Below are 13,652 nucleotides of genomic sequence, written 5' to 3'. Positions count from 1 at the left end.
CTGTAAGCGGCACCATCAGCACCTCCCGGTGCTCTCCCGATCCTCGATGCTTTACCTTCAGCACAGTGCGGCACGCCGCCCTCATCCGCCCATTGCCGGGAACCTTCGCCTGCGCGCACCATTTCGCGCTGGGGATCCGACGCGGGCTGCCGCGCGAACTTGGAACATGTCCGGATGAGCAAATATACCGAGCCGCAGGAGCGGCAGGCCGTGTTGACGGCGACGCGGCAGCTGAAGATGGCGCAGTCGACGCATGCCTACGTCCGGGGCAATACCGCGCGGTTCTATCAGTGGCTGGACGCCTCGAGCGTCGCCGACGCCATTCCGCAGGGTCCGGCGATCTGGATCTGCGGCGATTGCCACCTGGGCAATATGGGCCCGCTGGCCGATTCCCGCGGCGAGGTGGCGATGCAGATCCGCGATCTCGACCAGACGGTCATCGGCAATCCTGCGCACGATCTCGTGCGCCTGGCGCTCAGCCTGCAGACCGCGGTGCGCGGATCGGACCTGCCCGGCGTGGTCTCGGCGGCGATGATCGAGGCCATGGCGGATGCCTACGAGGCGGCCTTCCTGCCCGAAGCCGACGATGCGCCGGCCGCCGTACCCGAGCCGGAATCGACCGTGGTGCGCGTGGTGCGGCGCCGGGCGATGCGGCGGCGGTGGAAGCACCTGGCGCGCGAGCGCATCGCCGATGCCCGGCCGACGATCCCGCTCGGCCGCAAATACTGGCCGATCACCGCCGACGAGCGCGCAGCCCTCATGGCGCTGATGGAGGAGCCGGCGGTGCGGCATCTGGCGATGACCGCCTTCGACTCGCCCGAGGACAGCGTGTTGACGATCCATGACGCGGCCTACTGGCGCAAGGGCTGCAGTTCGCTCGGCCTCGTGCGCTATGCCGTGCTCGTCGGCATCCGCGATCGCGACGACGAGAACGGAGACGGGCGCGAACGGCTCGGCCTGATGGATGTCAAGGAAGCGGTGGCCAGCGTCGCGCCGCACGCGCCCGGTGTGACGATGCCCGATACCCCGGCCGACCGCGTGGTCGCCGGCGCGCGCGCGCTATCGCCCAACCTTGGCGAGCGGATCGCGGCGGGGACGATGCTGGGCAAGTCGGTCTTCGTGCGCGAGCTGATGCCGCAGGACCTCAAGATCGAGGTCGAGCAGTTCAGCCGCAAGGAAGCGATCGCCTCGGCGCGCTATCTCGCCGGTGTCGTGGGCAAGGCCCATGCCCGTCAGATGGATGTAAGCACCCGCGCCGAGTGGCACGCCACGCTGGCCGATAGCCATGGTCCGACGCTCGATGCGCCGCGCTGGCTATGGCGCGCGGTGGTGGAACTCGCCGCGCTGCACGAGGCGGGTTACCTCGAGCATTGCCGGGCCTATGCGCTGGGCGGCAAGCGCGCGGCCTGAGCGAACAGCGGGTGCGCCGCTCGCGCCGCACCAGCCGTCAGCTGATCGCCTGGAAGGCGAACAGGAACGCGACCACGAACGAGGTCGCCGTCGCGGCGAGCACCGGCATGACCGACGACCAGCCGAGCTGGAGGATGAGGTCGGTGCGCGTGCGCATCGCCGTGGCGGTCACGGCCAGCAGCAGCATGCCCTTCGACAGGATCAGGGCATTGGCGCTGATGACCTCGGGCACGGGGACGAACGAGTTGACGAGGACCAGGCCGAGGAAGGCGAGGATGAAGGGCGGCAGAGCCAATGCCTTCCACGGCGAGCCGTCGTCACCGCGCGGATCAAGCCGGCCGATGGCGACGGCGGCCAGCGCCACGAGCGGGCCGAGCAGCGCGACGCGGGTCAGCTTGACCACCGTGGCCGCGGCGCCGGCAGCGTTCGATACGGCATAGCCCCCGCCGATCGATTGGGCGACATCGTGGATCGCCGCGCCGGTCAGGAAACCGGCCTGGCGTGCGTCGAAATGCGCAAGACGCGCGATCTCGGGATAGGCGATCATCGCCAGCGCGCTGGCGATCGAGACCACCACCAGGGTCAGCGTGAACTGGGCCTGGCTCACCCGCTCGCGCCCGATCACGCCATACAGCGCCAGCGCGGCCGAGGCGCCGCAGATCGCGGTGGCGCCGCCCGCAAGAATGCCGATCGCGACGTTCTGCCCGGCCAGCCTTGCGCCGATCAGCGCGGCGGCGATCGCGGCGGCCATGACCACCAGCAGCGCCGCGAACGGACCGATGCCCAGCGCGCCGATCTGCATCAGCGTGACCTGGAAGCCCAGCAGCACGATGCCCCAGCGCAGGCAGCGGCGCCCGACGAATTCCAGCCCCGGCCCGGTGCGCGGGTCGGCCGAGACGAACTGCATCGCCAGGCCCAGGATCAGCCCCATGAGGATGATTGGCATGCCGTAGTGATCGCTGAACCAGGCCGCGGCGGCACTGACGATCCCGCTGATCGCAAGCCCCGGCACCAGCTGGCGCCAGCGGGCCGGCGGCGCCGGCGGCGCCTCCACCAGCTGCGTCTCGCCGAACAGGTCGCCGGCCCACAAGGGCGGCGGCGTCGATGGGCGGAGCGACGGATCGGGCGTTTCGTGCATCTTTCCCCGGCTTCTCATTGGGCAGGACCGGCTGACGCGCCATGGCGTGACCGTTATGTCCTACGGTGTCATATTGGACTTTCCTTATCCCGCAAAGCCGCTATCGTGCAAGGCCAAAGGACGGGCGGGGCTACCGCGGCTTTGATGCCGCCGCGTCCGCGAAAGAGGGAGAGCGCATGAAACCCGCAGCAAGGCAGGCCTCGTCGGCCATGGCGATCGGCCTGGTGGCGCTATTGTTCGCCGGCAACGCGCTCAACTATGTCGACCGTCAGGTCGTCGCGCTGCTCAAGCCGACACTGCAGGCGACGTTCCAGTGGAATGACGGCGATTTCGCGCACCTCGGCTCCGCCTTCCAGTTCGCTGCCGCCACTGCGCTGGTCTTCGTTGGCTGGTTCATCGACCGGCTGGGGGTGCGCGTCGCCTATGGCGTGGCGGTCACCGTGTGGAGCCTTGCGGGCATGGCCCACGCCTTTGCCGCCAACGTCCAGCAGTTCGTCACCGCGCGCGTCGTGCTGGCGGTGGGCGAGACGGTCAGCACGCCCGCCGGGGTCAAGGCGGCCACGCTCTACATCCCGCCCGAGCGGCGCAACCAGGCGCTGGGCGTCATCAACACCGCCCCCAACATCGGCGCGATCCTCACCCCGCTGATCATCCCGCCGTTCGCCGTGGCTTTCGGCTGGCAGGCAGCCTTCATCGTTACCGGGGCGCTGGGGCTGGTGTGGCTCCTCGCCTGGTGGTGGGGGACGCGCAATCTCGAGCCGGTGGTCGCCGCGCCCGAGCGCGCGCCGGTGCAATGGGGCGTGCTGCTGCGCGCACGCAGCACCTGGGCGATCATCGGCGCCAAGTTCTTCAGCGATGGCGTCTGGTGGTTCGTGCTGTTCTGGATGCCCGACTTCTTCAACCGGGTGTTCGGGGTGAGCCAGGCCAAGCTGGGCTGGCCGGTGGCGCTGGTCTTCACGCTCGCGGGCTGCGGAGCGCTGACCGGCGGCGGGCTGATGCCGCGCCTGCGCGCCCGGGGCCTGAGCCTCGATGCCGCGCGCAAGCGGGCGATGCTGTTCTTTGCGCTGGTCGTGCTGGCGATGCCGCTGGCGCTGCTGACCCACAACGTGTGGATCGCCGCGCTGCTGATCGGCTGCGGCCTCTTCGCGCACCAGGGCTTCTCGACCAACATCTTCGGCATGGCGACCGAGATCGTCCCCGCCGCACGCGTCGCCAGTGTCATCGCGCTGGGCGCCGTGGCTGGCAACCTGGCCGGCATGGGCGTGATCGAGCTGGCCGGCTGGTCCCTGTCCAACGGCTTCGGCTACCTGCCGATGTTCGCCTATTGCGGCGCGGCCTACCTCCTCGCGCTGGGCTGGATCAGGCTGGTGGTGCCGGTGATGGTCGCGGCGGAGGGCGAGGCTTAAAACCCCTCCACCACCGCTGCGCGGCGGCCCCCCCTCCCCATCCTATATGGGGAGGATCTTTTTGCGTCCATGCGATCCTCCCGACGCCGTGGGGCCGAGAGGCGGCTGCCTAAGGCCGGATCGCGGAAGGCCGGGGCCTGAAACCCCTCCACCACCGCTGCGCGGCGGTCCCCCTCCCCATCCTTGATGGGGAGGATCTTTTTTGCGCCCTCGCGATCCTCCCCACATCGTGGGGAGGGGGACCGCCGGCGTAGCCGGGGGTGGAGGGGTGCGCACTTAAATAACCCGCACAAAAACGGGGCCGCACCATCGCTGGTGCGGCCCCTGAGTGGTACCCTGTTCGGCAGGGATCAGAAGCGATAGCTGGCCGAGACGCCGGTGTAACGGTCGGCGTCGCGCGGGATCTGGTAGCGATAGCTGCCGCCCGGGCCGCCGTTGATGATGGCGGCGGCATAGGACTGGTCGAACACGTTGCGCACCTGCACCGTCAGCTTCCAGTGGTCGTCGGGCGCGACGATGCCGGCCTGGACGTTGGCCAGGGCATAGGCGCCGATCGTGCCGAACTGGCGCTGGATCGGGTCGGTCGAGAACAGCGAGAGCTGGCTCGACTGGAAGTTGACCTGCCCGCCGACGAAGAAGTCGACCGAGCCGCCGGTGCGCTCACGGTGATCCACGGCGAGCGAGCCCTTCCACTTGGGCGCATAGGCCAGCGGCGTGCCCGAGGGCATGATCGCCGTGGAGGCAGCGCCAGGTGCTGCGAAGAACTTGTTCACGTGGGCATCGGTGTAGGCCATGCCGCCGTTGACCGAGGTGTCCGGCCCGACGCGCCAGGTCAGGTCCGCCTCGACGCCGCGGGTCGAGACTTCGCCGGCGTTGGTGAAGCGCGTGACCACTACGCCCGCCACGAGATCGGGGTTGTTCGCCTGGAAGTTGTGATACTTGGCGTAGAACCCGGCGATATTGAGCGAGAGCGCGCCGCCGAACAGGTTGTTCTTCAGGCCGGCTTCGAACGCGTCCGAGGTTTCGGGCGAGATCGAATTGGTGCCGGTCGGCGTCAGGTTGAAGAAGATGTTGTAGGCCGGGCCCTTGTAGCCGCGGGCGTAGCTGGCATAGGCCATGACCGCGCGGCTGAGATCGACCTGCAGCACGCCCTTGCCCGACAGGTTGTCGTTGCTGGTGCTGGTGCGGAACGGCACGCCGTTGGACGAGGCGATCGCGGCGCTGGCGGCGGCGGTCGGCGTCGCGCCGGCAGCGACGAGCGCGTTGTAGGCGTTGAATACGCCCTGGTCGAAGTTGCCGTTGATGCCGGGGCCGGTCAGCGTGGTCGCTCGCTTGTGGAAGACATCGAGCTCGTCATGCGTGTAGCGCAGGCCGCCCACCACGCGGACGTTGTCAGCAAGGCGCAGCGTGGCCTGGCCGAACAGCGCGACGTTCTTGAACGTCGAGCCGAAGTCGGCGGTGGCGGTCGGGAAGGTCGACGGGTTGGCGCCGACGCCGCCGCAGGGGATCAGCACGCCGGTGGGCGCGCCTGGCGCTGCGGTGCAGACCACGTCGCGGCGGGTGAACACGCGCTCGGAGAAGGCGCGCGAGTAATAGGCGCCGAGCACATAGCTGAGCGTCTGGTTCGCGGGCGAGGTCAGGCGCAGTTCCTGGCTGAACGTCGTCGAGTGCTGCGGGCCGGTGTCGTGCAGCTGGTTGAAACCGACATAGGCGCGGTCGAGCCAGTCGCCGTCGCGGATCTCGGTGTTGTTCCACACGCGATAGGCGGTGATGCTGGTCAGCGTGTGCGTGCCGACCTCGATGTCGGCCTGGCCCGAGACGCCCCAGCCGTTTTCGCGGGTGCGGGTGACGAGGTCCTGGTTGATCTCGCGCGTGTCGGTGCCGCGCGGCGTCGGCAGCACGTTGAAGGCCAGGCTGGTGCCCGGCGCGCCGGCAGCGGTCAGCGGACCCGTGGCGATGATGTCGGCGCAGCAGTCGTCGTTGTTGCGGTGATAGTCGGCCGCGACGTAGATCTTGATCGCCGAGCCCGGGTCATAGAGCAGCTGGCCGCGCACGCCGGCGTGCTTGTAGCCGTTGACCTTGGACTTGCTGGCCTGGTTGTAGATGTTGCCGTCGTACTGGCTGACGAAGCCCGAGACGCGAGCCGACAAGTCCTTGCCGAGGGGGGCATTGATCGTGCCCTTCACGCGCCATTCGTTGCCCTCGAAATAGCTGGCATCGACGCTGCCCGAGAACTCGTTCTTGGGCATCTGGCTGGTGATGTTGATAACGCCGGCCGACGCGTTCTTGCCGAACAGCGTGCCCTGCGGGCCGCGCAGCACTTCGAGCTGGGCGATGTCGACGAGGTCGCTGAACGCCTCGCCCGAGCGGGCATAGACCACGCCGTCGACGACGGTCGAGACCGAGGGTTCGCCCGCGATCGAGAAGGTCGCGGTGCCGACGCCGCGCAGGTAGATCGTCTGGTTGAGCGTGGTGCCCGACTTCTGGAAGTTGAGCGCGGGCACGAGCTGAGCTGCGGTTTCCAGGCTGGGACGCGCGGCGGCCGAGAGCGCGGCGCCCGAGACCACCGAGACGGCGACCGGCACGCTGTGCAGCGATTCGGAGCGCTTTTGTGCGGTGACGACGATTTCGGCGGACGGTGCGGCTTCGGCCGGGGCCTGGGCAGGGGCGCTCTCTTGCGCCATGGCCGGCGCGGAAACCAGCGCCAGGAGCGGCAACGTCAGCAGGCTGCAATACTTCACTCTCATGGGTCCTCTCTCCTCCCCTGCAGGATGGACGGATTTGCCCCATACCACCCATTCAGGTTTCGCATAGCGTTATTGAAATGCCGCGATTGACGGTTGATTTGCCGTTCGGCGCTGGATATGTCAAGCGGTGTCATACCGCAGGCCGAACGACGGCCGCGCCATCCGGCAATCTGGGCAATTCCCCGCCGGATCGGGTAAAGACGGGGTGCGGGAGCGCGATGAAAGTGCGAATCAGCGGCGATCAGTCCGAGTTTTCGATCCAGCATGACGGCCATGTGGTCTTGCGGCATGGCCCGGCCTGTCCTGCGCTGGTCATGGCGCGCGGCAAGAGCGACGTCACCATGCTGCGCGGCAACTTCTGCATCGAGGATGCGCCGTTCGACGCCGTGACCCCCACCGGCTGGGCCTGCATCGACGACACCACGATCGACCTGCTGGATGGCGATGCCGCCGTCGCCAGGCTGATGATCGACGACGCCGCAGTGACCGTGACGTCGCTATTGCCCGGCTACGACCGGCTGTGGCTGCACCTTCATGCCGAAGCGGGCGAGGCCGTGTGGGGCGGCGGCGAGCAGATGAGCTATCTGGCGCTCAATGGCCGCCGTTTTCCGATGTGGACCAGCGAGCCCGGTGTCGGCCGCGACAAGTCGACCGCGCTGACCCGGCTGATGGACGAGACCGGCATGGCCGGCGGCGATTACTGGAACACCAATTACCCGCAGCCGACCTTCCTGACCTCGCGCTGGCTGGCGGTACACCTCGATGCCAGCGTCTACAGCGTGCTCGATTTCACCCACCCGGCGCGCCATACGGTCGAGGTCTGGGCCCCCACCGCGCGGCTCGAGATCTTTGCCGCCGACAACCCGCGCGACCTGGTGAGCGCGCTCTCCACCCGTTTCGGCCGCCCTGCCCCGCTGCCCGACTGGGCGATCGGCGGCGCGATTGTCGGCCTCAAGCAGGGCACGCGCAGCTTCGACCGGCTCGACACCTTCATCGCTGCGGGCACGGCGGTGTCGGGGCTGTGGTGCGAGGACTGGGCCGGGATCCGCGAGACCAGCTTCGGGCGCCGCCTGTTCTGGGACTGGCAGCGCAGCGAGACCCGCTATCCCGACCTGCCCGCGCGGATCAAGGACCTGAATGCGCGCGGCATCCGCTTCCTGGCCTATGCCAACCCCTACCTCGCGGTCGACGGCGTGCTGTACCGCGAAGCGTGCGACGGCGGGCACCTGTGCCGGCGGCTGGATGCCGACGAGCCCTATCTCGTCGACTTCGGCGAGTTCGATTGCGGCGTGCTCGACTTCACCCGCGAGGAGACGTGCGAGTGGTTCGCCCGCCGCATTCTGTGCGAGGAGATGCTCGACATCGGCATCGACGGCTGGATGGCGGACTTCGGCGAATACCTGCCGACCGACGTGCGCCTGGCCAGCGGGATCGACGCGATGGAGGCGCACAACCTGTGGCCAGTGCTGTGGGCCAGGGTCAACGACCGCGCGCTGGCGATGCGCGGGCGGCAGGGCGATGCCGTGTTCTTCATGCGCGCCGGCTTCAGCGGCGTGTCGGGCCATTGCCCGCTGCTGTGGGCGGGCGACCAGTCGGTCGACTTCACGCGCCACGACGGGATCGGCACGGTCGTCACCGGCGCGCTGTCGGCGGGCCTGGTCGGCAACGCCTACAGCCATTCGGATTGCGGCGGGTACACGTCACTGCACGGCAATGTGCGCAGCGAGGAGCTGATGCTGCGCTGGTGCGAGCTGGCCGCCTTCGCCCCGGTGCTGCGCAGCCACGAGGGCAATCGCCCCGACGACAACCTGCAGTACGATTCCACCCCCGAGCTGCTCGCCTGTTTCGCCCGGTGGAGCCGGGTCCATGCGCATCTCGCGCCCTATGTCCGCGCCTTGTGCGACGAGGCGGTGGCGACCGGCCTGCCGGTGCAGCGCCCGCTGTTCCTGCACCATGCCGACGAGCCGGACCTCTACGACGTGCAGGACCAGTTTCTCTATGGCGCCGACCTCATGGTGGCGCCGGTGATAGAGGAAGGCGCGACGCGCCGCCGCGTGGTGCTGCCCGGCACGGGGCCGTGGCGCCATGTCTGGAGCGGCGAGGACTTCGCGCCCGGCACGCATGACATCGCCGCGCCCATCGGGCATCCTCCCGTGTTCTACCGCCCGGACAGCGCCTTTGCCGCGCTGTTCGCAGGCCTGAGGGAGATCGGGATCGAATGAGCGAGAGGGCCAACATCCGCGATGTGGCAACGCGCGCCGGCGTGGCGGTGAAGACGGTCAGCCGCGTGCTGAACGGCCACCCCTACGTCAGCACCGCGATGCGCGAGAAGGTCGAGCGGGCGATGCAGGAGTTGGACTTCCGCCCCTCGATCGCCGCGCGCATCCTCAGCGGGTCGAAGTCCAACCAGGTGGCGCTGATCTACGACAATCACAGCCCCTACTACATGTTCCAGATCCAGACCGGGTGCTGGGACTTCTGCAAGGCCAACGGCATCCGCCTCATCGCGCAGCCGGTCGACGTCGCCGATCCTGACGTTGGCGAACAAGTGCGCGGCCTCGTCAGCGAGACGCATGTCGACGGGATCATCCTGTCCTCGCCCGTCACCGACTGCGTCGGCGTGCTGCAGGCGCTCGACGCGCTCGATGTCCCGTTCGTGCGGATTTCGCCCGGCACCAACCACGCGCTGACCTCGTCGGTGTTCATGGACGATGCCCAGGCGGCCGACGACATGACCACGCACCTTATCAACCGGGGGCACCGGCGCATCGGCTTCGTCAAGGGCCATCCCAACCACATGGCGAGCGATGATCGCCTGTTCGGCTATCGCCGCGCGCTCGACCGCGCCGGGATCATGTTCGAGCCGCAGCTGGTCATGCCCGGCGCCTTCGACTTCGAGAGCGGCGCGGCGGCAGCCTCCCTGCTGCTCGACCAGCCCAACCCGCCCACCGCGATCTTCGCCTCGAACGACGACATGGCCGCGGGTGTGCTCTCGGTGGCGCATGGGCGCGGCATGACCCTGCCCGACCAGCTTTCGGTCGCTGGCTTCGACGATACGACGCTGGCACGCACCGTCTGGCCGGCGCTGACCACGATCCACCAGCCGATGGCCGAGCTTGCCCGCACGGCCACCGAAATCCTCATCGCCGGCGGCGACATCACCCATCGCCGCCTGCCCCACACTCTCGTCGAACGTGCGTCCGTCGCGGCGCCATCCAGGAAGAACCCATGAGCCAGCTACCCCTTCCCCCCGCCACCCGCACGCTCGGGCCCTTGACCGTGTCGCCCATCGCCTGGGGCATGTGGCGCCTCGCCGAGAACGGCCGCACCGCTGCCGAGGCCGCAGCGCTGGTCCATGCCGCGCTCGACGCCGGGATCACCTTCCTCGACACCGCCGACATCTATGGCTTCGACGGCGCCGGCGGCTTCGGCGATGCCGAGGCGCTGCTGGGCGAGGTGCTGGCCGCCGAGCCGGGCTTGCGCGATCGCATGGTGCTGGCCAGCAAAGGCGGGATCATGCCGCCGCTGCCCTACGACCAGTCGGCCGACTACCTCAACGGCGCGATCGATGCCTCGCTGCGCCGCCTCAAGGTCGATACCATCGACCTCTACCAGATCCACCGCCCCGACATTCTCGCCCACCCCCAGGAAGTGGCGCGCGTGCTCGACGATGCGCTGGCCGCGGGCAAGGTGCGCGCGCTGGGCGTGTCGAACTACACCATGGCGCAGACCGCCGCGCTCAATCACTTCCTCGGCACCAAGCTGGTCACCACCCAGCCCGAGATCAGCCCGCTGCGGATCACCTGCTTCGAGAACGGCGAGCTGGACCAGGCGATGATGCTCGGCCTCACCCCGATGGCGTGGTCGCCGCTCGGCGGCGGGCGCCTCGCCGCCCCGGAAAGCGCGCGGAACAAGGCCGTGGCCGCCGCGCTCGATGCCGTCGCCGCCGCGCAGGGCGTGTCGCGCACCGTCGCCGCCTACAGCTGGCTGATGGCGCACCCCGCCGGCATCATTCCCATCATCGGTTCACAAAACCCGGCCCGCATCGCCGAGGGGGCCGAGGCCCTCAAGGTGCAATGGAGCCGGGAAGAATGGTATGCGGTGCTCGTCGCCGCGAGAGGAGAGAAGCTGCCATGAGCGACATCACCCCCCAGCAACAGTGCGAGATCGCGTGGTTTTCCGCGCTCTGCGACGATGACTACGAGTTTCTCGGCGTTCACGATCCCTATCTCAAGTCGAGCTGGGAGCATTGCCGCAACATCGTGATGCGCGCTGAGGAAGGTGGCTTCGACAACATCCTGCTGCCCTCGGGCTACAGCCTCGGGCTCGACACCACCGCCTTCGCCGCGGCGGTGGCGACGCAGGTGCGCCGGATCAAGCTGCTGTGGGCGACGCGCATCGGCGAGGACTGGCCGCCGCAGCTGGCGCGCCGCATCGCCACGCTCGATCGCATCCTCGGCCCCAATGCCGATGGCACCGCCGGGCGCCTAAACGTCAACATCATCTCGTCCGACATGCCGGGCGAGAAGATCACCTCGGCCGCGCGCTATGCCCGCGCCACCGAAGTGATGAAGATCGTCCGCACACTGCTCAACGGGGAATCGCTGGACCACGAGGGCGAGTTCTACCAGCTCAAGCTCGACCCGCCGCGCATCAGCACGATCTCGGGCCGTTGCCCGGCGTTCTACTTCGGTGGCCTCAGCCACGAGGCGCGCGAATGCGCCGCCGAGGGCTGCGACGTCTACCTGATGTGGCCCGACACGATGGACAAGGTGCGCGAGACCATCGCCGATATGAAGGCCCGCGCTGCTCGCTTCGGCCGCACGCTGAAGTTCGGCTACCGTGTCCATGTCGTGGTGCGCGACACCGAGGAGGAGGCCCGCGCCTACGCCGACCGCCTGCTGTCCAAGCTGGACGACGAGGCCGGCCGCGCGATCCGCGAGCAGTCGCTCGATGCCAAGAACTTCGGGGTCCAGCGCCAAGCCGAACTGCGCCAGACCGCGGGCAACGACGGCTATGTCGAGGACAACCTGTGGACCGGCATCGGCCGTGCCCGCTCGGGATGCGGTGCGGCGATCGTCGGCACGCCCGACCAGGTCCTGGCCAAGCTGCGCGCCTACCAGGCCGAAGGGATCGAGGCGTTCATCCTCTCGGGCTATCCCCATGCGCAGGAAGCCGACCTGTTCGCACGCCACGTGCTGCCGCACATCAGCCATGGCCCGCTGACCATCTGACCCTTGCCTCCGACCGATGCTGCACCCCTGCCCCGGATGGGATAGGGGTGCAGCATCACCTTCCTTCCAGCTGCTGACGACAGGCACCTCCCCCCATGCACGACGACGCCAGCCCCCCACTTTCCCACCCGGCGCTTTCGCGGCGCCGTCTGCTGGCGAGTGCCGCCAGCGGCGCCATGGCCGCCTGGGCCGGTCCGCTGCTCGCGCGCGAGGTCGACTTGCGCTTGCCGGGCAAGCCGGCGCTGCGCCCGCTGACCAGCGAGTTTCCGCAGAAAGGCGAGATGATCCTCCAGCGCACGCGCCCGCCGCTGCTGGAAACCCCGCTTTCGGTGTTCGATACCTCGGTCATCACGCCCAACGACCGCTTCTACGTGCGCTGGCATTGGTCGCAAATTCCCGAGACGATCGACGTCGCCAGCTATCGCCTGGCGGTGCACGGCCATGTCGAGCGGCCGCTGTCGCTGACGCTTGCCAGCCTGATGCGCGATTTCGAGGCCATCGAATATGTCGCGGTCAACCAGTGCTCGGGCAATTCGCGCGGGCTGTTCCAGCCCTCGGTGCCGGGCGCGCAGTGGGCACACGGGGCGATGGGCAATGCCCGCTGGACCGGCGTCCGCCTCAAGGACGTGCTGGCCAAGGCCGGGATCAAGCCCGGCGCCGTCGACGTGCGCTTCGCCGGTCTTGACGAGCCGCTGGTCGCCGACGCGCCCAAGTTCCGCAAGTCGCTGGCCGTGGATCACGCAAGTGATGGCGAGGTGATGATCGCCTATGCCATGAACGGCGAAGGCCTGCCGCTGCTCAACGGCTTTCCGCTGCGCCTGATCGTGCCGGGCTGGTACTCGACCTACTGGGTCAAGATGCTCTCGGACATCGAGATCCTGCCGGCGAAGGACGACAACTTCTGGATGGCCAAGGCCTACCAGGTGCCCGACACGCCGTGGGGCCATGTCGAGCCGGGCACGGCCGATTACCCCAAGGTGCCGATCAGCCGCATGGTGCCGCGCGCCCTTTTCACCAACCTGGCCGATGGCCAGCGTGTGGCGCCGGGCAGCAGCGTGGCGGTCGCCGGCATCGCCATGGGCGGTGATTGCGGCGTGGCCAAGGTGGAAGTGTCCACCGACGGCGGTGCGCACTGGGCCGCAGCCACGCTGGGCGAAGACCTCGGCGCCTATAGCTTCCGCCGCTTTACCGCCAAGGTCACTGCACTTGCCGCCGCCGGACCGATGGCGGTGCTGTGCCGCTGCACCAACACCAAGGGCGTCGCCCAGCCGATGCGCATGAACTGGAACCCCGGCGGCTACATGCGCGGTGGGGTCGAGACCGTCACCCTCACCGTCGGAGATGCCGCATGAACCGTCCGGCCCTCTTCCTGCTCCCCGTGCTTGCCGGCACTGCGCTCGCGATTTCGGCCGCCGGTCATGCCGCACCGTCGCGTCCCGTGCTCAAGACCACCACGGTCAGCCTGCCGACCGACTACGACGTCGAATACCCGGCCGGCCCCGACGTCGAGGCCGCCAATGCCAATTGCCGCGCCTGCCACTCCCCCGCCATGGCGCTGACCCAGCCGCCCCTGCCCGCGGACGAATGGCGCAAGGAAGTGCGCAAGATGATCACGGTCTACAAGGCCCCGATCCCCGAGGACCAGATCGAGCCGATCACGCGGTATTTCACCGCCATGTCGGCCCGGCAGGCGGGCGCTGCACGCTGACGGTGCGTC

At 68.7% G+C, this 13,652-nt stretch carries 10 protein-coding genes; 8 read left to right on the top strand and 2 right to left on the bottom strand.

Annotation, left to right across the window (positions count from 1 at the left end):
- Positions 1-174 precede the first annotated feature (174 nt).
- Entirely contained in the window at positions 175-1,410 is a 1,236-nt protein-coding gene (locus V7Q48_RS04025; protein WP_333836419.1) for a DUF2252 family protein, read from the top strand.
- Positions 1,411-1,447: 37 nt separating this feature from the next.
- Here the strand turns inward: V7Q48_RS04025 and V7Q48_RS04020 are convergent, their stop codons facing one another.
- Positions 1,448-2,548 (bottom strand): YeiH family protein, encoded by a 1,101-nt coding sequence (locus V7Q48_RS04020; RefSeq protein ID WP_333836418.1) that lies wholly within the window; start codon positions 2,546-2,548, stop codon positions 1,448-1,450.
- A 176-nt stretch (positions 2,549-2,724) separates the two neighbouring features.
- On the opposite strand from V7Q48_RS04020, the gene V7Q48_RS04015 reads away from it, so the two are divergent.
- Positions 2,725-3,954 (top strand): MFS transporter, encoded by a 1,230-nt coding sequence (locus V7Q48_RS04015; RefSeq protein WP_333836416.1) that lies wholly within the window; start codon positions 2,725-2,727, stop codon positions 3,952-3,954.
- Positions 3,955-4,304: 350 nt separating this feature from the next.
- On the opposite strand, the gene V7Q48_RS04010 is transcribed toward V7Q48_RS04015, so the two are convergent.
- Positions 4,305-6,701 (bottom strand): TonB-dependent receptor, encoded by a 2,397-nt coding sequence (locus V7Q48_RS04010; protein WP_333836415.1) that lies wholly within the window; start codon positions 6,699-6,701, stop codon positions 4,305-4,307.
- Between the two features lie 218 nt (positions 6,702-6,919).
- Here V7Q48_RS04010 and V7Q48_RS04005 point away from each other — a divergent pair, with 218 nt between their 5' ends.
- From V7Q48_RS04005 to V7Q48_RS03980, 6 genes are all read left to right on the top strand, one after another.
- Positions 6,920-8,923 carry an alpha-glucosidase gene (locus V7Q48_RS04005; RefSeq protein ID WP_333836414.1) on the top strand — a complete coding sequence of 668 codons (2,004 nt, stop codon included), beginning with the start codon at positions 6,920-6,922 and terminating at the stop codon, positions 8,921-8,923.
- A complete protein-coding gene (locus V7Q48_RS04000; protein ID WP_333836413.1) occupies positions 8,920-9,933 on the top strand; it encodes a LacI family DNA-binding transcriptional regulator in 1,014 nt (337 codons plus the stop codon). The genes V7Q48_RS04005 and V7Q48_RS04000 overlap by 4 nt, the downstream gene beginning before the upstream one ends.
- Positions 9,930-10,838: an aldo/keto reductase gene (locus V7Q48_RS03995; protein ID WP_333836412.1), complete on the top strand. Its 909-nt coding sequence runs from the start codon at positions 9,930-9,932 to the stop codon at positions 10,836-10,838. Before V7Q48_RS04000 ends, V7Q48_RS03995 begins: the two co-directional genes overlap by 4 nt.
- Complete coding sequence (locus V7Q48_RS03990) at positions 10,835-11,935, top strand: LLM class flavin-dependent oxidoreductase (protein WP_333836411.1); 1,101 nt, start codon at positions 10,835-10,837, stop codon at positions 11,933-11,935. Before V7Q48_RS03995 ends, V7Q48_RS03990 begins: the two co-directional genes overlap by 4 nt.
- A 95-nt stretch (positions 11,936-12,030) precedes the next feature.
- Entirely contained in the window at positions 12,031-13,287 is a 1,257-nt protein-coding gene (locus tag V7Q48_RS03985; RefSeq protein WP_333836410.1) for a molybdopterin-dependent oxidoreductase, read from the top strand.
- Positions 13,284-13,643 (top strand): cytochrome c, encoded by a 360-nt coding sequence (locus V7Q48_RS03980; RefSeq protein ID WP_333836409.1) that lies wholly within the window; start codon positions 13,284-13,286, stop codon positions 13,641-13,643. The genes V7Q48_RS03985 and V7Q48_RS03980 overlap by 4 nt, the downstream gene beginning before the upstream one ends.
- The last annotated feature ends 9 nt before the right edge of the window (positions 13,644-13,652 follow it).

It is taken from the genome of Novosphingobium sp. (assembly GCF_036803765.1).
Classification (GTDB): domain Bacteria; phylum Pseudomonadota; class Alphaproteobacteria; order Sphingomonadales; family Sphingomonadaceae; genus Novosphingobium.
The sequence above is the reverse complement of the archived record's forward strand: the minus strand, read 5'-3'. Positions and strand labels throughout refer to the sequence as shown.